General features: G+C 67.5%; 17 protein-coding genes. 7 read left to right on the top strand and 10 right to left on the bottom strand.

The window, feature by feature from the left end:
* Positions 1 to 9: 9 nt before the first annotated feature.
* Entirely contained in the window at positions 10 to 483 is a 474-nt protein-coding gene (locus tag ABN028_RS11270; RefSeq protein ID WP_349696574.1) for a group II truncated hemoglobin, read from the bottom strand.
* A 159-nt stretch (positions 484 to 642) separates the two neighbouring features.
* On the opposite strand from ABN028_RS11270, the gene ABN028_RS11265 reads away from it, so the two are divergent.
* Together ABN028_RS11265 and ABN028_RS11260 are read left to right on the top strand one after the other, a co-directional pair.
* Entirely contained in the window at positions 643 to 2,472 is a 1,830-nt protein-coding gene (locus ABN028_RS11265; protein WP_349696573.1) for an ATP-binding cassette domain-containing protein, read from the top strand.
* A complete protein-coding gene (locus ABN028_RS11260) occupies positions 2,469 to 4,250 on the top strand; it encodes an ABC transporter ATP-binding protein (protein WP_349696572.1) in 1,782 nt (593 codons plus the stop codon). The genes ABN028_RS11265 and ABN028_RS11260 overlap by 4 nt, the downstream gene beginning before the upstream one ends.
* 121 nt (positions 4,251 to 4,371) lie before the next feature.
* Here ABN028_RS11260 and ABN028_RS11255 read toward each other — a convergent pair whose 3' ends face one another.
* On the bottom strand, positions 4,372 to 5,787 hold the full coding sequence (locus ABN028_RS11255; protein WP_349696571.1) for a hypothetical protein: 1,416 nt from the start codon (positions 5,785 to 5,787) through the stop codon (positions 4,372 to 4,374).
* Positions 5,788 to 5,917: 130 nt separating this feature from the next.
* Between ABN028_RS11255 and ABN028_RS11250 the strand changes: the two genes are divergently transcribed.
* Positions 5,918 to 6,181 carry a LapA family protein gene (locus tag ABN028_RS11250; RefSeq protein ID WP_349696570.1) on the top strand — a complete coding sequence of 88 codons (264 nt, stop codon included), beginning with the start codon at positions 5,918 to 5,920 and terminating at the stop codon, positions 6,179 to 6,181.
* On the opposite strand, the gene ABN028_RS11245 is transcribed toward ABN028_RS11250, so the two are convergent.
* Positions 6,178 to 7,821 (bottom strand): MFS transporter, encoded by a 1,644-nt coding sequence (locus tag ABN028_RS11245; RefSeq protein WP_349696569.1) that lies wholly within the window; start codon positions 7,819 to 7,821, stop codon positions 6,178 to 6,180. The genes ABN028_RS11250 and ABN028_RS11245 overlap by 4 nt on opposite strands.
* A gap of 256 nt (positions 7,822 to 8,077) precedes the next feature.
* Between ABN028_RS11245 and ABN028_RS11240 the strand changes: the two genes are divergently transcribed.
* Together ABN028_RS11240 and ABN028_RS11235 are read left to right on the top strand one after the other, a co-directional pair.
* Entirely contained in the window at positions 8,078 to 11,269 is a 3,192-nt protein-coding gene (locus tag ABN028_RS11240) for a family 78 glycoside hydrolase catalytic domain (RefSeq protein ID WP_349696568.1), read from the top strand.
* A 103-nt stretch (positions 11,270 to 11,372) separates the two neighbouring features.
* Complete coding sequence (locus tag ABN028_RS11235; RefSeq protein ID WP_349696567.1) at positions 11,373 to 12,299, top strand: phosphotransferase family protein; 927 nt, start codon at positions 11,373 to 11,375, stop codon at positions 12,297 to 12,299.
* Between the two features lie 63 nt (positions 12,300 to 12,362).
* On the opposite strand, the gene ABN028_RS11230 is transcribed toward ABN028_RS11235, so the two are convergent.
* The gene (locus ABN028_RS11230; RefSeq protein ID WP_349696566.1) at positions 12,363 to 12,980 is read right to left on the bottom strand and encodes a DUF2461 family protein; all 618 of its coding nucleotides are present in this window, start codon (positions 12,978 to 12,980) and stop codon (positions 12,363 to 12,365) included.
* Between the two features lie 203 nt (positions 12,981 to 13,183).
* Here ABN028_RS11230 and ABN028_RS11225 point away from each other — a divergent pair, with 203 nt between their 5' ends.
* Together ABN028_RS11225 and ABN028_RS11220 are read left to right on the top strand one after the other, a co-directional pair.
* Complete coding sequence (locus ABN028_RS11225; protein WP_349696565.1) at positions 13,184 to 14,635, top strand: hypothetical protein; 1,452 nt, start codon at positions 13,184 to 13,186, stop codon at positions 14,633 to 14,635.
* Positions 14,636 to 14,780: 145 nt separating this feature from the next.
* A complete protein-coding gene (locus tag ABN028_RS11220) occupies positions 14,781 to 15,164 on the top strand; it encodes an SHOCT domain-containing protein (RefSeq protein WP_349696564.1) in 384 nt (127 codons plus the stop codon).
* Between the two features lie 101 nt (positions 15,165 to 15,265).
* On the opposite strand, the gene ABN028_RS11215 is transcribed toward ABN028_RS11220, so the two are convergent.
* From ABN028_RS11215 to ABN028_RS11190, 6 genes are all read right to left on the bottom strand, one after another.
* Positions 15,266 to 15,937 (bottom strand): nucleotidyltransferase domain-containing protein, encoded by a 672-nt coding sequence (locus tag ABN028_RS11215; RefSeq protein WP_349696563.1) that lies wholly within the window; start codon positions 15,935 to 15,937, stop codon positions 15,266 to 15,268.
* Positions 15,938 to 16,011: 74 nt separating this feature from the next.
* A complete protein-coding gene (locus ABN028_RS11210; RefSeq protein ID WP_349696562.1) occupies positions 16,012 to 16,791 on the bottom strand; it encodes a phytanoyl-CoA dioxygenase family protein in 780 nt (259 codons plus the stop codon).
* A gap of 77 nt (positions 16,792 to 16,868) precedes the next feature.
* Entirely contained in the window at positions 16,869 to 17,645 is a 777-nt protein-coding gene (locus ABN028_RS11205) for an SDR family NAD(P)-dependent oxidoreductase (RefSeq protein ID WP_349696561.1), read from the bottom strand.
* Positions 17,638 to 18,777 (bottom strand): Gfo/Idh/MocA family protein, encoded by a 1,140-nt coding sequence (locus ABN028_RS11200; RefSeq protein ID WP_349696560.1) that lies wholly within the window; start codon positions 18,775 to 18,777, stop codon positions 17,638 to 17,640. Before ABN028_RS11200 ends, ABN028_RS11205 begins: the two co-directional genes overlap by 8 nt.
* Positions 18,774 to 20,162, bottom strand: a complete 1,389-nt coding sequence (locus tag ABN028_RS11195; RefSeq protein WP_349696559.1) for an ABC transporter substrate-binding protein — start codon at positions 20,160 to 20,162, stop codon at positions 18,774 to 18,776. The genes ABN028_RS11200 and ABN028_RS11195 overlap by 4 nt, the downstream gene beginning before the upstream one ends.
* A gap of 134 nt (positions 20,163 to 20,296) precedes the next feature.
* Positions 20,297 to 21,094 carry a GntR family transcriptional regulator gene (locus tag ABN028_RS11190; protein ID WP_349696558.1) on the bottom strand — a complete coding sequence of 266 codons (798 nt, stop codon included), beginning with the start codon at positions 21,092 to 21,094 and terminating at the stop codon, positions 20,297 to 20,299.
* Positions 21,095 to 21,276: the final 182 nt, after the last annotated feature.

Genomic DNA, 21,276 nt, shown 5'->3' with positions numbered 1-21,276 from the left:
GGTGGCGCTCTATGTGGCCTCGTCGGGACCGGTCCCACTGACGAGGCCGTTCCACGACCATTGCGGGATGCGCAGCCCGTCCGGGACGTCATCGGCGGAACGGTGGAAGCGGGACATCGTGGTGGTCGTCGCCCACGCGAAGTAGTCGTGCAGCACCTGTCGGAGCCGGTCGTCGCTGGCGAGACCGACATCGGAGAGTGCCTGATCGAAGCAGGCGATCGCTCGGCGGTCCATCTCCTCGTGGGGACCGTTGCCGCTGTGGGTCCGCACCACCGAGGTCTCGTCGCCGTAGGAGTCGGAGTAGGTCGTCGGGCCGCCGAGTGCCTCAGCCCAGTAGGCGGCGAGCCGCCGGCTGTGGTCGGGGTGGAACCCGTGGCTGAACGCATGGCTGACCACGTCGTCGGCCATCACCCTGGCATGCCATGCGCGGGCCAGGCGGAGCATACCGTCGGCACCGCCCGCGGCCTCGTACACCGTCCGCATGGCCCACACTATGGCACGCCGAGTGGACAGAAGCGTGAAAAGTCGGTTGCTGATCTTGGTGGCTGTGCTAGGGTGCCAGCCGTATCCGATCGCGTCACCGGACGCGATCGCCGCCCCTCGTTCCTGGCGGCCATACACCCTCACTGAGAGAGGTATGGCATGCCACGGGTCGCGGCCTTCCCGCTCATTCGTCGTTACGCGTTGCACGCGCAGTACCTGTGGGCCTGTGGCCCGGGGCTCTGCCTGCTGTGCGTACTCCTCACGTTGGTCTCTGCCGGAGCGAGTGCGGCATCGCTCGTCACCACCGGCCGGTTGATCTCCGCGTTGTCGGGCCGGGAGTCGAGCGCCATCGCGTGGACGATCGCCACCGCTGTGTCACTACTCCTGGTCCCGATCGCGTCGTCGATCCTGGCGTTCACGAGCCGGCTGCTCTCTACCCGCTTCACGGTGATGCTGTGCGACTCCACCATGGAAGTGGGCCTCCATCCGTACGGCATCGCGCATCTCGAAGGCCCGCGCACGACCGGTGAGCTCGAGACGGTCGGCGAGGCTCCGCGGGACTGGCTGTTCCAGGCGGGCATCGACGCCGCCTGGACCCTGCTCGCCCTCCGGCTCGGCGGGATCGGAGCGTTCGTCGTCCTGGCGACCTGGTCGTGGTGGGCACCGTGCCTGTTGGCGGGCACGTGGCTGCTCTACTCGCGCGCGTTCAGCCGATGGAGCAGCACGATCTTCGACGGCCTGCTCGAACTCACCGGCAACGACCGCAGGCGTGCGTCGTACCTACGAGATCTGCTGATCGGTACGGATGCGGCGAAGGAGGTCAGGCTGTTCGGCCTCACCGGCCTTCTGGTCACCCGTCACGTCACAGCGTGGAACAACGCCCAACACCTCGTCTGGGCCAACCGGAACAGTTCGGTCAAGGCCACGTTGCTGGTCCTCGTCGCACCCATGGCCGCGGGCGCGACGATCCTGGTCGCCCTGATAGTCGACGTCGAACGCGGCGTTGTCGGTGCCGGTCTGTTGGTCACCCTGCTGCAGGCCGTGTCGGCGATGGCGGCGTTCGGCCCGCACACCGATCCACAGACCGCACTGGCCCACACCATGTCGCGGATCAGCGTGCTCGATCGGATCCGGAGCGAGCAGGGTCTGCCGCACCTACCCCGGCCGGCCCGCCGGCCGACCACCACCGCGCCGAGAGAGCAGCCGGAGGAGCCGGACCCCGCGGCCATCAGGCTCGTCGACGTCGGGTTCACCTATCCGTCGGCGGAGCGGCCGACGCTGAACGGGCTGAACCTGGAGGTTCCGGCCGGCCAGTCACTCGCGCTGGTCGGTGTCAACGGCGCCGGCAAGTCGACACTGATCAAGCTCCTCTGCGGGCTGTACCGGCCGGACGGCGGCTCGATCCGCGTCGACGGTGGCGATCCCGGCACGGACGAAGCAGCCCGCAGACGGCTCGCGGTGATCTTTCAGGACTTCGTTCGCTACCACCTGCCGTTGCGGGACAACGTCGGCGTCGACCTGGGTCTGCAGGTTGTGGAGCGCGCGCTGCGTGACGCCGGTGGCGACGAGATCGTGGAGCGACTCGAGGACGGCATCGAGACCGTGCTGTCGGCGGAGTACGACGGCGGAACGGACCTGTCCGGCGGGCAGTGGCAGCGGATCGCCCTGGCCCGGGCGCTCGCGGCACTCGGTACGGGCGCCGGAGCGCTGGTCCTGGACGAGCCGACCGCGGCGCTCGACATCCGGGCCGAGGCCGCATTGTTCGACCGCTTCCTGGCAGTAGCGCGCGGCGCCACCACGATGCTGGTGAGCCACCGACTGTCCAGTGTCCGGCGTGCGGAACGGATCGTCGTGCTCGCGGACACCGGGGCCGGCGCTCGCATCGTCGAGGACGGCGACCACGCCGAACTGTTGCGCGCGAACGGGTTGTACGCGGAGCTTTTCACGTTGCAGGCTTCGAGGTTCGCGGGGCAGGAGGTGTCCCGGTGATCAGGGTCGCGCGTGCTCTGTGGCTCGTCGTGTCCACCTCGGTCCGGGTCGACCCGTGGCGGTCCGTGCTCTGTCTGACGGAGTCGACGGGCGTTCTGATGGACGTGCTCCAGCCGTTGTTCCTCGCCTGGCTGGTGAGCGGAGCGGTCGATCGTGACCTGCGGCAGATGACGTGGGCCGCGGGTGCGTTCCTCGGCTCGGTCGCGGCTGACAAGGCACTCTGCATGATCGGCGTCAACGCGCGGATCCGGCAGCTGGAACGGGTCAGTCACGTGTTCGGAGCCCGCGTCGCCGAGATCACGGCCCGGATACCGACGCTCGACCATCTCGAGTCGCCGCGTTATCTCGACCAGGCACAGATGCTGCGGGAACGCAGCGGCAGCCTCGGTGTCGCGCTCAACACCCTGCTCAACACGTTCAACGACGTGGTCCGGGTCGGCGGGACGCTGGCACTTGCCGCTACGGCGGACTGGCGAATGCTGCTGGTGGCCACGGCAGGGCTACCGGTGCTGCTCGCGACCCGGTGGTTCGTCGCCTGGCAGGCAACGGCCGAGGCGGAGTCCGCGCAGCCGGGGCGGTTGACGTTCCATCTGCTCGGTCTCGGGCGGGACGCGGTGGCGGGCGCGGAGGTACGGGTCTTCGGCCTCGGCGGGTTCCTGCGTGAACGGCTCCGGCTCGCGGTGGTGGCGTGGCGCCAGCCGTTCGTCGTCCTCGCCCGCCGGATGACGCTGGTCGAGACGTTGTGCAACGCGGTCTTCTTCGGCGTGGCCGGAGCCGTGCTGCTGTGGATGGTCGGTGACGTGCTCGCCGGAACGGTCCGACTCGACTCGTTCGTCCTCGCCATGCTGCTGGTCAACCGGCTCCAGTCAGGCAGCCGCGACCTTCAGGAGGCCGCCCGCACGGCCGTCGACATGATCCGGACCACGATGCGGCTGCTCTGGCTGCTCGACTACGCGAAGGAGGTGGAACGCGTCCACACCGGCACCCTCGAGCCCGGGCCCACACTCTCGCGAGGAATCGAGCTGGACGGCGTCACCTACCGCTACGCACCGCGTGATCGGCCCGCCCTCGACCAGGTGTCCCTGCAGCTTCCCGCCGGCTCCATCGTCGCCCTGGTCGGTGAGAACGGCGCCGGGAAGACCACGTTGGTCAAGCTTCTCGCGGGCATGTACCAACCCACCACGGGGCGCATTCTCGTCGACGGCGTCGACCTGAACCGGCTCGACGTCACGGCCTGGCGTCGCCGACTCTCGGGGGCGTTCCAGGACTACCTGAGGCCGGAGTTCCTCGCGGCCGAGGCGGTCGGGATCGGCGACCTCGACCACCTGAGCAACCGACGCCGGCTGCGTACGGCCGTGGAGGACGGCGCCGCTGGCGCCGTCATCGCCCAGCTGCCGGGCGGTCTGGACACCCAGCTCGGCTCGGCCTGGCCCGGTGGAGTCGGACTCTCCGGCGGTCAGTGGCAGCGACTCGCGCTCGCCCGGGGGATGATGCGCGATCATCCACTGCTGCTCGTCCTGGACGAACCCACCGCCGCGCTCGACGCCACCACCGAGCACGCTCTGTTCGAACGGTACGCCGCGGCTGCGAAAGCCGGCCGTGCATCTGGGACGGTCACGGTGGTGGTCACACACCGGTTCTCGACGGTCTCGGCGGCAGACCTCATCGTGGTCCTCGATCACGGCAGGGTTGTCGAGATCGGCAGCCATGCCGAACTGCTCGAGGCCGACGGTCACTACGCGGAGCTCTACCGGCTCCAGGCGCGCGGTTACGCATGACGGCCCGTCACGACACCGTGAGGCCACCGGGGAGGTTGCGGTCCTCCCCGGTGATCCCCTGGCGGCGTCGTGTCACCGAGCCGTCTTGCCTTGTCAGCCCTCTGCTGCGGTCCGGATGGGGCTACCGCGACGGGCGTAGGAATCGTGGCGGGGTGAAGCGGGTGAACGCGGGCGGCGCCGTTCGGTCCTGGCCGGTGATGATGTCGAGCACGAGCTGGTAGTCGGGTCCGAGCTCGGCGACGGCCGCGTTCAGCGCCGGCGCGCTGGTGTCCGGCCAGCGGCCGGTCCTTACCCGGTCGAGCAAGGTGCGGAGCTGGACGATCTCGTCGCCGGCGCTGAACGCGCAGTGCATGCCGCGGTCCACGTACAGCTGGCGGAGCTCGCCCGGATCGCCGTACCGCTGGACCTGTTCGGCGTACCAGCGTTCCTGGTCGACAATCGCACCGCCGTCACCGGTGTTGTGCATGGTGATCACCGGTACGGGTGTGTGCCCGCGAGAGAGTCCGTGCCGGAACATGAATGCCACCGCGTGCGCGTCCGGGGCGATCTTCGGTGCCCGGTCGAGCTGGCGCAGGTCCTGCTCCAGATCAGAGCCATCCAGCCCGGCCTCCCGGTAGGCGGCCTCGACCGTCTCTCGGTAGGCCGACTTCGCGAGCAGTCGGCGGTAGTCGACGCCGACGTTCCACGACGGGTTCCCGCCGGTCCGCGCCTCCAGGTCCACCCGGCCGATCGGACCCAGCCCACCGAGTTGCCCTTCCACCCAGGCCGCCTGCTGCTCGAGCCGCCTGGCCAGCTCCGTCGGCTCCTGGTCGTGCGCGGAGAACCAGGTGGGGAGGTTCCCCACCGCACCGGCGAGGGCGAGCCGCGCCCGGCCCTCCGCCGACTGCCGCGCCCGCTGCGCCGCCGCGAGCAGCCGCTCCGTACTGCCCCGCGGGTCGTCCGCCCTGACCAGGTCGATGTCCTCGCCCGGTGCGAGCAACGTCTTGACCACGAAACCGACGTCCAGCGCCGTGTTCCAGCTCCCTGGTGTGTCGTACTCCGCGCAGTTCGTGGCCACACCGTCGAACCGATGTGGGTTCCGTTCGGCAAGGACGGTCGAGATCACGCCGCCCTGCGACATGCCCGACGTCACGGTCCGGGTGGGCCGACCGACGTTCTCGTCGAACCAGTCCAGCAGGGCGATCTGGTCCCGCTGTGCGTCCGCGACGGCGTACCCGAACGGGTTCTTGTAGTCCGACGCGGCCAGCGCATACCCGTGGTCGAGCAACCACGACTCGGTTTCCGGCCGGACCGACAGGGCTACCTGGTCGGGATCGAAGACCCCCTCGATGTAGTAGCCATGGCTGAAAAGCACCAGCGTGCCGTTCCAGTTCTCCGGAACCTCCACGCGGTACTCTGCGCCGTCGATCGAGCCGGCGTAGGAACGCCTTTCGCCCGAACCATTCATGCGTTCCGGGATCGACGCGGTCGCCCCGGTCAACGGACCGGCCGCGACCAGGCCGGCCAGCAGCGCGACGAACATCGCCCTCAGCAGCATGCGTGTCTTCCGTGTTCTCCCCATGCCGTTGATGACCATCCCGGCCGCGAAAACTCATCGGCTGTGAACCGTTGAGCTCTGCGCTCAACTTGCGGGTCGTCGGTCGAAGGCGCACGCTGGGTGCGGAGGCGTGATCGATGTCATTGGGGGGATGATGGCTCGCACCCACCAGGAGCAGGAACCGCGCTCGTTCCTCGCCCGTCCTGAAGTCCGCCGTATCGCCGGGTTCGCCGTTCTTGCGGTGATCAGCCTGGTATTCATCTTTCAGAACACCGCACCGACAACGGTCCGGCTGCTCGTTCCGGAGGTCACGATGCCTTTGTGGGCTGCGCTCCTGATTGCGTGGGTCCTCGGGCTCCTGGCCAGCATGTTCACGCTGCATCGACGTCGCTAGCAAAGGTCGCCACGGCCAGACTCCTCGCGTGCGGGTTGCCGCGTGGGGAGGCCACCGGAGATGGCCAGTGCCGCGAGCGCGATCAGTGCCAAGACAGACAGCGCTGCCCGCAAGCCGTCGAGTCTGGCCCGCGCGTTCTCTTCTACGATCGCCTCGGCCGTCGGTGCAGGCACCCCCGCGGCTTCAAGAGCGGGCTCCAGTTCGGCATCGGGGATAAATGGGATGCCACCGGCCAGCTCCACCTGCGCCTTCGACGACACGTCTTCGGGGACCGCCGGATTGGCCTGGATTCCGGAGAAGAAGGAGGTGGTGAGCGCCGAGATCAGGACGGCGCCGGCGAGTGCAGTCCCGATGGAGGCACCCAGGTTGGTGACCGTGTTCTGCAAGCCGCCAACCTCTGCGCTCTGGTCGTCCGGAACCGCTGACACCGTGACACTTCCGAGCTGCGATGCCAAGGCACCCACGCCCAAGCCTGCGAGGAGAAGCGGCCATGTGACGATCTCGGGACCCGCGCCGAAGTCGAGGGCTGCGACCAGCGCCACAATCCCCAGGAACAGTGCCAGGAAGCCGAGCCGCACCACGCGACGTGGGGAGGCATCCGGAAGGAGCTTCGGCACACCGACCGCGGCGGCCAGAAGCGTGATCGAGAGAGGAAGGAGCCGTGCACCTGTCTCGACGGCCGTCAACCCGAGCGCGATCGACAGGAAAAGCGGGACCGAGAAGAACAGCCCGGCCTGCAGCAGGTACTGGAAGAAGAATGCTGTAAGCCCGCCGCGAAGCTGCGTGTGGGCCAGTATCGCCGGGTCGAGGAGTACCGGGTTACCGCGGTCGCGGCAGCGCCGCTCCCAGGCAAGAAACCCGAGCAGGACAACACCCCCGGCGAGGATCAGCCAGATCACCGGGGACAGACCCAACCATGCCGGAGCGCTGGGCTGCGGTCTGATGAAGCCCCAGGTGCCAGAGCGGAGGATCCCATACACGATGAGGCCAAGGCCGAGCGCCGACAATACGGTGCCCACATAGTCGAGCCGAATCCCGGACTCAGGCGGAGTATCCGACATCCGCCTGACCAGGACGAGGATGCCAAGGACAACGATCACTTCTCCTGCGAACACCCAACGCCACGATGCGTACGACGTGAGCAGCCCGCCGATGAGCGGCCCCACGGCCACCGCGATCGCACCCGCCGCTGCAACGAGGCCGTAGGCACGGGGCCGGTCACTCCGGCCGAAGTTCGACGCGACAAGCGCGACGACGGCCGGCATGATGAGCGCGGCGCCGACGCCCTCGAGCAACGACCAGCCGATCAGAAGGACCACCAGGTTTGGTGCGAGCGCCGTCGTGAACGATCCCAAGCCGTAGATGACGCATCCGATGGCGAAGGCACGCCTACGACCGATGATCTGGCCAATCTTGCCGCCAGTGATCATCAGCGACGCCATCACCAGTGTGTACATGGTGATGGCCACCTGGACACCGGTGACCGTCGTCCCCACATCTCTTGCCACCGACGCGATCGACACGTTCATCACCGAACTGTCGAGCGTCATGAGGAACTGTGCCGACGCCAAGGTCAGCAATACCAGCTGTGACGCTTCGGCGGTGCGTTCGGCTCGGCCAGTCACAGCGTCCCCTGCCATCTGAGTCCCGTCACGTCGACTGGACGAGCATTCCCGAGAACGGACGCACCGACACCCACCAGCATCCAGCCAGGCGGCCGTCGTCGTACCTCTGTCCGGTCCGCGTTCGATCGGCGGCCGTGCGTGGACGGATCCGGGTAAGCGCTCTCCCACTCGTGCGAGACTGCTGTAGCTGAGCTCGCGACCATGGCCGGCGAGCATGCTCGGCCGCGCGCCGCGACGCAGGACGAACGACGCCGTCGACCACAGGGACGAGATGACTGCGATATACCCGACAGCGCTGACAGTGGACGATCGGACGACGCCGCTCGCCACCCAGCAGGTCCCGCGGTTCGGCTGGCTTCTCACCGTCGACCGCGAGCGCGAGGTGGGCCATGATCGCCGCCGCTGCGAGGTGCGCTCTGGCGACCGTCGAGACGATGCACCGGACGAACGGCAGGCCGCGTACCAGATCGTCGTCACCGACGGATCGGGCGACATCGTCTGGGATTCCGGCAAGGTCCACTCAGCGCGGCAGAGTCACGTGCCCTACGCCGGGGCGCCACTCGAGCCCGCCGCCTACACCTGGACAGTGCGCGTCTGGGCGGGCGACGGCGACAACGCACCGTCGGAGTGGGCACCGGCCGAGTCGTTCGAGTACGGACTGCGAGACGAGGACTGGCACGCGGACTGGATCAGGCGCGCGCCCGGCGGCTCTGGCCCGCTCTCTCAGGTCGACGGCGCGATCCGGGCGGCGGGCGGCGCCGCGACCCTGCTCCGCGAGCCTCCGTCGATTCCTGCCGACTGCGTCGTCGAGTTCCGGGTACGCGTGCAGATCAGGTCGGCCGGCTGGGTGCTGCGGAGCGTGGACGGCACGGGCGGCTACGTGTGGCGGTTGGTTCCACGCCAGGGACTTGCGTTCCACGTACTCCGCGACGGTGTGCTCGGCCCGGCGGAGATCGTTCCCGTCGACGTCGGACGTGACCAGGACCACCGGGTGGTCGTGGTCGCCAGGGGCGGATCGTTCGAGACCTCGGTCGACGGAGTGGTGGTCGACCGCCGCCATGACGGCACGTACGCGACCGGACGGTTCGGCCTCTTCCAGCGCGACGGAGAGCAGGCCGAGTTCTCCGACCTCACCCTGCGGGCGGCTGACGGCGAGCCGCTCCTCTCCCCGCCAGAGACCAGCCAGCTCACGGCGTGGGACAACACCTGCAGGGTTCGCCAGATCGACGAGTGGACGCTGGCCCGCCGCGAGTTCGACCTGCGGAATGGCGAGCTGATCCGCGCCCGTGCCTACATCGCCTCCCACCACCACGCCGACCTGCGGGTCAACGGCGTGCGGGTGGGCGGTCGAGCCTCCTTCGCCTATCCCGGTGAGGGTTACTACCAGGCCGTCGACGTCACCGAGCCGCTCGCCGGCTCGCGCCGGGCGGTCGTCGGCGTCCTCCTGCACTGGTACGGCAACGGGCAGGGTCGCCCTGCCGCCGAGCCCGGTCTGCTCGTCCGCCTGGTGCTCGACTACGCCGACGGTGCGCGCCAGGAGATCGTCAGCGACAGTTCGTGGACGGTGTGCGAGGGTCCCTACCTCCAGGTCGGCTACCGGAACGACGAGGGTGACCCCATCGAGCACCTCGACCTGCGGAGGATCCCGGAGGGCTGGGACCAGCCGGGCTACGCCGACGACGACTGGCACCACGCCGACGTCGTCGGCCGTCACCCGGTCCCTCCGTTCACGCGGCTGCGAACCCAGGAGGCGCAGTTGGCCGAGGTGCCGGTGCGGCCCGTCGCCCTGCTCACCGCGAGGGACGGGACCCCGGTCGCCGACTTCGGCCGGGTCATCCCCGCGCGGCCGGTGGTGCGGTTCGCCGCGGGCGGTTCTGGTCGCCTCGTCCGGATCCGCGCCGGCTACAACCTCACCGACACCGGCCGGGTGGCGACCTCCAACCTGCTCACGCAGGGCACCGACATGTCCTTTCCCTGCACGCAGACCGATGGCCCGCAGACGTACTCCGCGTTCACGCATCTGGGTTTTCGCTACCTCGAGATCCCCGACGCCGGTGAGGAGCTGAGCGTGGACGACGTGAGCGCGGTGGTCGTCCACGCCGAACCGCCGTCGTTCCTGTCCGCCGCCCGCTTCGGGTCTTCCGATTCCACGCTCGACGCGGTGTTCGACCTGCTCCGAACGTCGGCGCTGTACGGCATCCAGGAGCAGTTCGTCGACACGCCCACCCGGGAGAAGGGGCAGTTCCTCGCCGACGCGGTCAACATCTCCTACGCGACGATGGCGGCCTTGGGTGAGCGCACGTCCACCCGGCAGGCCATCCGCGAGTTCCTGGCCTCGGCGGAGCGGTACTGGCATGCCGACGACGACCGCGGCCGCTACAACGCCGTCTACCCCAACGGTGACGGCAAGCGCGACATCCCCGACTTCTCGCTGATGATGCCGTCGTGGGTACGCCGCTACCACCTGGAGTCCGGCGACGTCCCGCTCGTCCAGGAGGCGTATCCCGCGCTGTGCGACACCGCGGGGTACGTCCTGCGCCACATCGCCCCCGACGGGCCGTGCGCGGGACTCGTGACCGAGCTCGCCGGCGGCGGTGGCCCCTATCTCCACGGCATCGTCGACTGGCCCGCGGTCGGCCGGTTCGGCTACGACATGGCCACAGCAGCCCGGACGACCGTCAACGCGCAGGGCGTTGCAGTCCTCCGCGATGTCGCGTACCTCGGCCGCGTCCTGGGCCGTCCCGAGGCCGAGGTGGCGCTTTACGACAAGCAGGCCGACCGGCTTGTCGAAGCGATCAACCGTCTGCTGCTCCGTCCGGACGGGCGCTACACCGACGGGCTCCTCCCCGACGGCACGCCGAGCCCGCACGCGGGGCAGCACGCGACGTCGTTCGCGATCGCGTTCGACGTCGCGCCGTCCGAGGTGTGGGAGCAGGCCGCCGACCACCTCGAAAGCCTGGGCATGCGGCAGGGACCGCTGACCGTCCACCACCTCCTGCGGGCACTCGGCAGGGTGGACCGGACCGATGCGGTGCTCCGCCTGCTGACCAACGCCGAGGACCTCGGCTGGGCGAAGATCCTCGCCGACGGTGGCACCTTCACCTGGGAGGCATGGACGCTCGACGAGGGCACGAACCACAGCCAGTCGCACGGGTGGGGTGCGCAAGCCGCGGTTGATGTTCTCGAGTTCCTGTTGGGCATTCGGGTCACCTCGCCCGGTGCGGAGAGGGTCGAGGTCCGACCGCCGAGGTGCGCGCTGACCTACGCCCGCGGTGCGGTGCCCACCGCACGCGGCATGGTGTCGGTGGACTGGGAGCGGAGCGGCGAGGAGTTCCGGGTCCGCGTCGACGTCCCCGCGAACGTCGTCGCGACCGTCCGGCTGCCAGGGCCGGGCGGCGGCGACGCGGTCGTCGAGGTCGGACCGGGACGCTCGCAGGTCGTGAGGTCCGCCAATGATCAGTGACGCGATGCCTGGCGGTGGCCGCGTCTTGCTTCCGGGCAGGTGACGGCGTACGCGGAGTGAAACCGGATTGCACAGCTCACGGCGTCCGCGACAGCCTGGCAGCGTGGTGAACAAGGAGGTGGCGCCGCGAGCGGTGGACGTGGGCGTCGACGAACTTGTGGGGGCGGCGTTGTCTGTGCTGGAGCGGGAGCGGCCGGACATCGCCGTGGCTCCGGTACGGCTGGTGTACACGGGTTTCTCCAGCCATGTGTTGACTACCGGGTCGGGCTTCGTCGTCCGCGTTGCGCGTACCCCTGAGGCGGAGGTCGGCCATCGCCGGGAGACTCGGCTGCTCCCGGTCGTGGCGTCCGTGGTGTCGGTGGCTGTGCCGGTGCCTGTCTGGCGGCTGGAGCCGGGTCCGCGGTCGCGGTTCGGCGCGATGGCCTACCGCCGGATCGAGGGAGCCGCGCTGCCGCGCGACGCCGACCATTCGAGGGAGCTGGTCGTCCAGCTCGCGGACTTCCTCGTACGACTCCACCGGACGCGCGAGGAATCGGTGACTGCGACGGTGGCCCCTCTGGCCAGCTGGAAGCATCGCGCGATCGCGACGACGAGCAGGGCGGTTGACCACCTCGCCGGAGAGCTGCCAGCGGCTACGCACCGGCGGCTCGTTGCGTGGCGGGAAGCGTTCGTACGCCACCTCGACCACATGCCCGACGAACGGGCGGGCGTAGTGCATGGCGATTTCTGGCACGACAACATCGTGAGCCGCGGCGACCAGTTCGCTGGGATGTTGGACTGGGAAGCCGCCGCACTGGCCGATCCGGCGGTCGACCTCGCGCCCGTGTGGGACATCGACGAGAACCTCGGGGCACGGCTGCTGGACTCCTACCAGCAGCAGGCCGGGCACGACCCCGCCTTGCCGCACCGCATCCGGCTGTTCCGGATCGCCCGCACCATCGGCGGCATCACCTGGTCTCTCGACAACAACGACCCTGAGGAGTACGACGACTCCCTCACCAAGGTCTACGACGTACTGCACCTGCTCTAATCGGTGCCCGACGGGTGCAGCGACGTCGCGCCGCGGTGACCACGGTGGGCGACCGGGCGAGCATCAGCGATCGCTGTGCACGTGGTCGGCGAGCCATCGCATGAAGGGCCGTAACTCCTCGAGTGCGTCGAAGACGTGGGCACGAGCCGTTGGCGTGTGGAGCCAGTCCTCGCAGCCGAGGTCTTTAGTGGCGGTCAATGTGCGGTGCCGCAACAGGTGAGCGCGGTCGTGGCCGGGGGGAAATCCGTGGGGAGTGCGTTCCATGACATCGCCCGAGAGCTCATATCCCTTGCCTTGCAGGGTTGCCAGTATGTCGACGAGTTGCTCGCCGGCAGGACCTGCCACGGCGGTGCGGTAGCCGCCGAGGCGGCGATTCCACCGGTGGCCCTGGACGACCAGGCCGTCCAGATCGAACGTCACGATGCACTGGTTGCCGTCGCCCATCAGGAACAGTGCCCGTTGTCGCTGCCAGGGCCAGATCATCTTGTCGAAGCCCCACACGAAGAAGTCCTCGTATGCCGGGTCCATGTCGGCGATGTCCTGCAGCAGCGCGACCATCGGCTGTCGTACGAGACGCTCGCGATCATCTCGCAGCCGCCGGCGCTCTTCCATCGTCGGCTCACCGTCAAGGCGCAACAGGACGTCGAAAGCCTGCTCCGGCCAACCGTCGAAACGTCCCATGGCACACCATTCTGTGGGGAACAGCGAACGCGCGAAAGCCCTCGAGGCGGCGTGGAGCGGAGTGGAGCTGACCTTTGGCTCTGGCCAGCCAAGGTGCCGCGCGAAAGGGTGGGTGGTATCGGGCAGGTGGTCGGCTGTACGCATTGGCGGCAATAGGTCCGTAGTGGCACATGGTCCGGACACGGGTTTCCATTCAGCTGATCATGCCTGCCGGATATGGCCCGTTCCCTACTCCGGATCACCTGGCGGGAAGCCGGTGGACAGTGGCGTCGAATTCGGGTTCGCGTGGTGGTGACGGCCTGTCGGATGAGGATCAGCGGGCCGAGCTGGAGCGGCTGCGTTCGGTCGCGGCACGTGCGCAGGCAGATGCCGACGAGGCTCGGGCGGAGGCTGCCGGGTTACGTGCTCAGCGCGGTGGCGAGGCGTCAGCAGCCGCGCACCGGCCAGGTGGGAGAGGACGCTGGCGTACGCCGATCGCTGTGTTACTTGTTCTTCTTGGTTCCCTCTTCGCACCCCTTGCCACTGCGGCGGTCTGGGTCCATACGGAGCTGTCCGACACGGAGCGCTATGTCGAGACCGTGGCACCCCTTGCTACAGATCCAGCCGTACAGGCAGCGGTCGCCGGTCGCACGACCGACGCGATCATCACCCGCCTGGACGTCGACCGCGTGCTACGGCAGGCGGTCAACGCGATCATCGCAAGAACCGACCTGCCGCCAGTCCTCGCGGACCGGCTTCGTGGTGTATCAGGTGCGATGTCGGACGGGATCCACAGCTTCGTCGAGACCCGGGTCGGCAATCTCGTACGCAGCGACCAGTTCGCCCACGCATGGGTGCAGGCCAACCGGGTCGCCCACCAGGAGATGGTCAACGTGCTGTCGGGACAGGAGAGTGCCGTCACCGTCGAAGGCGATGTGGTCAGCCTGCAGCTCGGCCCGTTCATCGAGGTCGCGAAACAGGATCTCACCGATGCGGGCTTCACCCTCGCCGAGAGCCTTCCCCCGATCAATCCCAGTATCGAACTCTTCCGGACCGAGGCTCTGACCAAGGCGCAGTCCGCATACACCTTGCTCAACCGGCTCAGCAGCGCCCTGCCCGTGCTCTCCGTTGGCTGCCTCGCGGCCGGTGTCGTCGTGGCGCGCCGGCGCCGCCGGATGCTCGTTGCCGCAGGGCTCGGGGTTGCCGGTGGCATGGTCCTGCTCGGTGTCGTGCTGGCGATCGGACGCGCGATCCTCCTCCGTGGCGTTGAGTCCTCCGCCGCTGGCGCCGCGATCTACGACACGCTGGTCCGCTATCTCCAGGACCAGCTGTGGACGCTCGGTGTGCTCGGACTGGTGGTGGCGTGTGGAGCGTTCATGACGGGTCCATCGACCATCGCGTCACGCACCCGCTCGTTCGTGGTCGCCATGATCCAACGACTACAGGTGTGGACGGAGTCGCACGGCTTGCACGTCGGGACCGCCGGCCCCTGGGTGTACGACAATGCGCGGTGGCTGCGGGTGATCGTCATCGCGGTCGCCGGACTGATCCTTGTGGCGTGGCACCAACCCGGCGTCCTGGTCGTCATCTCGCTCGCCGGCAGTGTTGTCGTCGCACTCGCCCTCATCGCGTTCCTCGCCCGGCGTGGATCAGTTGATCGTGACGCAACGCATTAGCGTTGCGGTTTCAGCGGGTTGCACATCAATTGGGTCGGGTCCTCCAAGGCAGCCCTGAAAATTGCCCGGCAGTAGTCGCTTCGACTGGCCTATCCTTACTGCGTGGCAGGCTGAAGACGCCTGGTCCAGTCTGTTGGGGGATGACATGGATTTTCCTTTGCTCAGCGCGTTTCTCACGATGGCGTTCTTTTTCTTGTGGATCTTGTGGATCTTCCTTCTGGTCAAAATCATCGTCGACATTTTCCGCAGTCATGACCTTGGCGGCTGGGGCAAAGCAGGATGGCTGTTGTTCGTGATCGTCCTGCCGTTCCTCGGTGTGTTCGTCTATCTCATCGCGCGTGGCCGCTCCATGAGTGAGCGGGAGATGGCAAAGGTCAAGGAACAAGAACAGGGTTTCCAGGACTACGTGCGGAGCGCCGCGCGAGTGCCCACTCAGGCCGACGAGCTCAGCAAGCTCGCCCAGCTCCGCGACCACGGAGACATCTCCGACGCGGAGTACCAGAAAGCAAAGGCGAAGCTGCTCACCTGAGGAGAACCCCGATCCGGACGACGGGCCAGCCTTGGCGACCCGCAGGTGTTCAGGTCGCTTGCCGGGCGGCCCGTAGGACGTAAGCACCAACCGCGAGGCGGCTACGTCAGCTCGCTCAGTATCCAGTCGAAGAGGTCGAGAGCGACTCTTACCCGCTCCCGTGTCTCGGAGAGAAAGAGCTGCCGGTACAGCGCCTCCACGTCGGCAGGTCCTGCCAGGTCTTGGAGGTGGGGTTGTACCGAGCTGTTCGGGGGGAGTGGCCGGTTGTTGGCCGCCCACAGGCCCTCCATGATTCCCCAGGAGCTGGTCCCGGTGACGAAGGCGGCCTTCAACAGATCGCCACCGCTCATGGCGACCCGGATCTTGTCCTGGGGATAGCGAAGGCGGGCGGCGAGGTCGGACCTCTCCTGCCCGGTGACCTGGTAGGTGTCGAACCGACGTTGCGCTTGCTGTCTCAGGCTTGGGAGGACACCTAGCGGGTCGTAGAGGATTCGTCCGTCCAGGTAGGCGTAGACGTGCATCGGGTTCGCTTCGAGGGTAGCTCGGGCAGTTGCCACGTCGGAGTATCCGCGCTCGACGAGAATGCCGTCCCGCAGCTCTTGCTGAGCTGGTCTGTGCAGGCCGTCTGCAAGGATGAGCCGCAGGTCGATGTCCGTCCCAGGCAAGGCGTCGCCTCGGGCGAGCGAGCCCGTCAGGAGCACTCCAACGACGTCTTCCTCTTGTTTCGCTTCATCGACCAGATCGTCCAGCATGGCGCCGTACAAGGCGGACATGGGTGGGCCTCTCGTCTGCGACATGTCGATGCGGTCACATGATTGTGGCACGCGCATCGCCGGCTCCCTCCCAGCTACAGGGCCGAGAGCAGTTCTGCTCGCGGGTCCTTTCCCCGGAGCATCATGCCCGCGGCCCGCACCTCGCTTGCGGAGAAGGATCCCTTCAGCAGACGCGCGTTCGCGTCCTTGTACTCGAAGACAATCGCACGCCGCGGAAACGCGGACGTGTTGGGGTGGGAGCTGTGCAGCGTCATGCAGTGCCAGAACGCCACTCCACCAGCCTTGACCGGCAGAGCGACCTCCCGCGCGTCGAACTCGGCGGTGTCACCCTGAACCATCTCCGTGAACTCGTCGCCATGGAAGTGGTTGAGGAGGCCATCCCGGTGGCTCCCGGGGACGACCCGAACACAGCCGTTCTCCAAGGTCGAGTCGTCGAGATAGACCTGGCATGCGACCAGGCTGGCGCGATCGTGTACGAAGAATGCGAAGTCCTGGTGCCACGGAGCCCGGCTCCCTTGCCGCGCCGGCTTCATCATCATCATGGAGTAGTAGAGCTGGATGTTGGGGCCGATCAACATCTCCACCGTGTCGAGGATCCGGGGATCCCGTGCCAGTGCCATCCATTCGCCGCCCAGCTCGTGTGGTTCGGCGATCTGCTGGACGATGGGTGCTCCACCGCCGTCGCCGAACGTGCGGAGGATGAACCGGTCTGTGCTCTGGGTCAGTCCTTCGGCCCGGGCGGTGAGTCGGTCGGCACTGCCGCGCAAAGACTCCACCTCAGCAGGCGAGAACACCTCTTCGAGAACGAGATATCCGTTCTCTTTCCAGAAGTGGCGGCGCTCGTTGTCATCCATGTTCGCTTTTCCCTTCGTACGCTACCGACCCCGCAGACGGAATCTCCTCGACGACCTACCTGTCGAAGGTCACCACATCACCAGACGGCCATCGCGCCGCCGTCCACGATGACGGTCGTGCCGTTGACGAACGCCGAGTCCTCAGATGCCAGGAACACGGCGACCCGCCCGATGTCGTCGGGAAAGCCGACTCGTCCTAGCGGCGTCTGCGCCGCCTCCTGGTCGAAGTTGCCCTGCTCGAACGCCTGCTGCCCGCCGGTACCTTCGGTCACGATCACGCCCGGGGCGATCGCGTTGACGCGGATGTTGTGCGGTCCGAACTCCGAGGCGAGCGAGTACGTCAGTTGCTGCAGTCCGCCCTTGCTGGCGTCATAGGCGCTCCCGCCCACCGAAGCGCCACCGTAGTGCCCGGAGCAGGAGGTGATGTTGACGATGGCGCCACCGCCTCGTTTCTTCAGCTCTGGAAAGGCGTACTTGGCGCAGAGCCAGGGTCCGACGAGGTTGACGGCGAGCACGTGCTCGAACTCCGCGAGGGTGAAGTCGGCCGCGGACTTGAACGGAAAGACGCCGGCGTTGTTGACCAGCACGTCCAGCCCTCCGGACTGCTCCACCGCCGTCGCGATCATGTTCTGCACCGCTACCTCATCGGACACATCGGCCTCGATGAGGTGGCACGGGTTGCCGAGGGCCTCGATCTCGCCTCGCGCGCGCTCCATCCGCTCGACCGAGAGATCCACGAGTACGAGGTGGGCTCCCTCCCGGGCCATCGCGAGGGCTATGCCCAGACCGTTTCCCTGGGCACCACCGGTGACCAGAACGGTCCTGCCGGCGAGTCGTTTGCTGTGGTCATCCACGATCGTCACTCCACATCGACGCGTCCGTTGACTTTTCGCCGTCCCATCGGGCGACAAAGCTGCTCCTGACATCCACCGCGTGCCCGGTCGTCGACGACCGGGCGGCGGCCTCGATGACCTCTACCACGTGCAGGGCGTGCTCCGCGCTGGGCAGTGGTTCCCGGCCAGTGGTGATGCAGTCGATCAGGTGCTCGACACCGAGGAGGTGGTCAGGGCCCGCCGCCCGACCTGTCCCGGGCGGCCTGATCGTTTCCCATTCACCATGCGGCCTCAGGACCTCGACCGGTGCGGCCACATCGAGCAGGTTCAGCTCGATGGTTCCCTGCAGGCCGCACAGTTCCAGTTGGGGCGCGTGGCTCCCCTGCACGACGTTGTTCGTGGACACCGAGGCGAGCCGTGACGTGCCGAGGTTGAGGAGAAGGTGCCAGTTGTCGTCAACCTCGATCGGCACATCCGTGCCTCGCGCGGGTCCGTCCGGAACGACGAACCCGTCTTGTGCTCGGGCGGTCATCGCGACAACCCGCCGTACCGGACCCAGCAGTCCGGTGATGGCGTGCAGCGGGTAGACGCCCATGTCCATGGCCGGGCCGCCCCCGCGGATGAAGTACTGACTCGGATCGGAAGGAAACCCGTGCCAAGGCGGTACGCCGCCGAACCCGGATCCGCGAACGGAGTAGACCGGGCCGATGGCGCCCTCTGCCAGCAGTTGGTGGGCGATGCGTACCTGCGGAAACAGCAGGACCGAAGGTGCGGAGACGAGGACCAGACCGGCTTGCTGCGCGTGATTGAGGAGAGTCAGCGCCTCGGCCGACGACGTGGCGATGGGCTTCTCGGTATAGACGTGCATGCCGTGCTTCAGCGCGGCCATCGTCGTCCGGTAGTGCTCCTGTATCGGCGTCAGATTGACGACAACGTCGCAGTCGATCTCCGCAAGCATCCGCTCGTAGTCGGTGTACCACGAAGGAACGTCGTACTGCGCCGCCACCGAACGCGTGCGTTCCTCGGTTCGCCCACACACGGCGACGAGGTTCACCCGGTCCCGCAGCCGGGTGAGCTCGGGGAGGTAGTCGCGCTGGGCGACGTCGCCGCACCCCAGCAGCGCCATCCTCAACCGGCCCGGGTGGGCGGTCACAGCACGCTCTCCAGCTCCGCCTGGCAGACGCGTTGTGCCTCAGCCAGTGCCGCCCGAGGGCGAACGGCCTTGTTGGCGACCTGCTCCAAGGCGCGCCGCAGCTGATCTGTGGCAAAGCTCTGCACGGGGGAGTTCCACATGGGGGTCGCGATGTCCAGCTGTCGACGGAAGAAGTCGGTCGCCTCCTTCGCGAAGTCCTCGCCGCGCTTCTCCACCACCCGCGATGGGGCGATGCCGCCGGCGACGTTGGCGTTGGTCGGCACACCGGTCGCGGTCGCGTACAGAGCCAGCGCACCGTCCACACTCAGGTGATCCAGGTAGGCGAAGGCCCCCTCGGCGTTGTCGACGCCGGCAGGGATGGCGAGCCAGTTCGGCCAGTATCCCGAGGTTGGCTCGCTCCCGCTGGGTCCGACGGGGATGGAGGCGATGTTCCAGTGTTCGAACTTCGGCTCGACCTCGTAGAGGTCGCCCATCACCCATGCGCCGGTCAGCATCATCGCCAGTCGCTGGTTCTGGAAGGCCGGCGGCTGCCCCTGCTCTCCTGGATACGCACCCCAGGCGCCGGACTCCGCGACCTTCCGGATGTTCCCCTGGTACTCCTCGTCCAGCCAGGACAAGAAGAACTCCAGCATCTCGACGTTCGACTCGGAGTCGATCACGTAGCGTTGGTTCTCGGCGTCGAAGATCTGGCCGCCGTTCGATGCCGCCCACATCGGAAGCTCTTCGGCGGGGTCGCCGACCAGGAAGCCCGGGATGAATCCCGCTGCCTCGAGTTTGTCCCCTTTCCAGCGGGTGAACTCCTTCGACAGGCTGCGCAGCTCATCCCACGTCTTCGGGAAACTGTCGCGGTCGGCAGGAATTCCTTTCTCCTCGAACCAGTCCTGGTTGTACCACAGGGCGTAGGAATCCGCCTGGAAGGGAAGTCCGTACGTCTGGCCCTCGAACTGGCAGCTCGCCAGGAGCGCCTCGGGCCAGTTGTTCTCCTGAGAGTTCTCAGACGCTGCCATGAACTCGTCCAGGCCAGTGAGAGAGCCGCGGACCGCCAGCGACATCGGCGTTTCCCACAGAACCATGGCCTGAGGCGGGTTACCCGCAGCGATACGGGCGAGTAGGACCTCCATGAAAACCTGCTGGCCGGTGTGCCGGTGAATCCGCACCTTGACACCTTGGTTGCTCTTCGAAAACGCGCTGGCAATTTCCTTGTGTGTCGTGAAGAAGATGTCACTTCCGCCTGGGAGCCAGAACAACACCTCGGCGTCGCCGTCAGCCCGCGGTCCCGAGTCGTCGTCGCAGCCGAACAGGGCGAGCGCACCGCCTCCGACACCGACCGCGCGGAGGAAGTCGCGCCTCCGAACCCCGTGTGTGGGTCTACCGATGGTAGCCATCTGTCGCTCCTCTACGTCAATGATCAGTGCCGGTCACTCGGCGCTCCAGCATTCACGCCGAAGCTTCGGTGGTGAACCGGCAGATAAGAAGGCGCCATCTCGAGAGAACACACGTCAACGAGACGGCCGTGTCATCACCCCACACGTTTCGTTCCGGAAAGCGTTTCGCGCGTACGAACGGCGCGCGGAAGTGAAGCCCGGCGATCTCGTAGGTTCGCCCGGAATCGATACCGGTCGCCTCGGTAGGTGATCCGGCCGATCTCGAATGTTCGGTCGAGTTGGTCGAAACACCGGTAGTCGCCCACGAGGACGGATTCGCCTTCGTCCAGGCCGAGCAGTTCGGCTTCTCGCCCCGTGACACCCTTCGCCTGGAGTACGTACGAAGCACGAACCGGGTGGACATCGCACCGCTCGCGAAGTGCGGCGTAGAGCGATGCATTCGTGTAGTCGAGCGGGGTGGCCGCGGCCACCAGGTTGACTGGTAGCCGGGCGCTCGCGAGAGCGATGGGTACGTCGTCGAGCTTTCGCAACCGGTCAAGGCAGAAGACCTCGGAACCGGGTGCGACCCCGAGTTGCTCGGCCTCGTCGATCGTCGCCGTCCGGGTGTCCTGCTCGAGGACCTCTGCTGAGGCACGCAGGTCGCGGGCGGCGGCAATCTCGGTGAAACTCAAGGGCATCTCCTCGCCCTCCTCCACCATGGCCGTGACGTGCCACCCACGGCCTTGTCTGGCTTCGACGAGGCCGTCGTCGGCCAGGGCGCGTAGCGCGACTCGCAGCGTGGCGCGGCTGACCCCGACGCGCGAGCTCAGCTCACGCTCCGGTGGCAGTCGGCTGCCAGCACCGAACGCCCCACGAGCGATCGCCCCCGCGACAATCCTGTACACCTGCAGCGCCGGCGGCTCATCGTTCCCCGTGCGGACGCTTCCGACCATCGCTCACCTCGCCTGGGATCGAGTGAGTTGTCTGGCAAGGTAGACCACTCCAGTCCAGTTGACAATGGTGGTTCGCCACGGAGGTCCGCGGAGGGTTGGCCAATCCTCGCCAGTGAGCTCGGCCGCGGGTTCTCGTCGCCGCGTCTATCGCCAGGCGGTCGAGTCGCAGTCGGGCGGTCGAG

Source organism: Actinopolymorpha sp. B17G11 (genome assembly GCF_040196095.1).
In the GTDB taxonomy this organism is placed as follows: Bacteria; Actinomycetota; Actinomycetes; order Propionibacteriales; family Actinopolymorphaceae; genus Thermasporomyces.
The sequence above is the reverse complement of the archived record's forward strand: the minus strand, read 5'-3'. Positions and strand labels throughout refer to the sequence as shown.

Excerpts from the sequence above, each read along its gene's own strand:
- ABN028_RS11270 (WP_349696574.1), bottom strand. The coding sequence starts at position 483 with ATGCGGACGGTGTACGAGGCCGCGGGCGGTGCCGACGGTATGCTCCGC.
- ABN028_RS11265 (WP_349696573.1), top strand. The coding sequence starts at position 643 with ATGCCACGGGTCGCGGCCTTCCCGCTCATTCGTCGTTACGCGTTGCAC.
- ABN028_RS11255 (WP_349696571.1), bottom strand. The coding sequence starts at position 5,787 with ATGCTGCTGAGGGCGATGTTCGTCGCGCTGCTGGCCGGCCTGGTCGCG.
- ABN028_RS11245 (WP_349696569.1), bottom strand. The coding sequence starts at position 7,821 with ATGGCAGGGGACGCTGTGACTGGCCGAGCCGAACGCACCGCCGAAGCG.
- ABN028_RS11240 (WP_349696568.1), top strand. The coding sequence starts at position 8,078 with ATGACTGCGATATACCCGACAGCGCTGACAGTGGACGATCGGACGACG.
- ABN028_RS11230 (WP_349696566.1), bottom strand. The coding sequence starts at position 12,980 with ATGGGACGTTTCGACGGTTGGCCGGAGCAGGCTTTCGACGTCCTGTTG.
- ABN028_RS11225 (WP_349696565.1), top strand. The coding sequence starts at position 13,184 with ATGCCTGCCGGATATGGCCCGTTCCCTACTCCGGATCACCTGGCGGGA.
- ABN028_RS11220 (WP_349696564.1), top strand. The coding sequence starts at position 14,781 with ATGGATTTTCCTTTGCTCAGCGCGTTTCTCACGATGGCGTTCTTTTTC.
- ABN028_RS11215 (WP_349696563.1), bottom strand. The coding sequence starts at position 15,937 with ATGTCCGCCTTGTACGGCGCCATGCTGGACGATCTGGTCGATGAAGCG.
- ABN028_RS11210 (WP_349696562.1), bottom strand. The coding sequence starts at position 16,791 with ATGGATGACAACGAGCGCCGCCACTTCTGGAAAGAGAACGGATATCTC.
- ABN028_RS11195 (WP_349696559.1), bottom strand. The coding sequence starts at position 20,162 with ATGGCTACCATCGGTAGACCCACACACGGGGTTCGGAGGCGCGACTTC.
- ABN028_RS11190 (WP_349696558.1), bottom strand. The coding sequence starts at position 21,094 with ATGGTCGGAAGCGTCCGCACGGGGAACGATGAGCCGCCGGCGCTGCAG.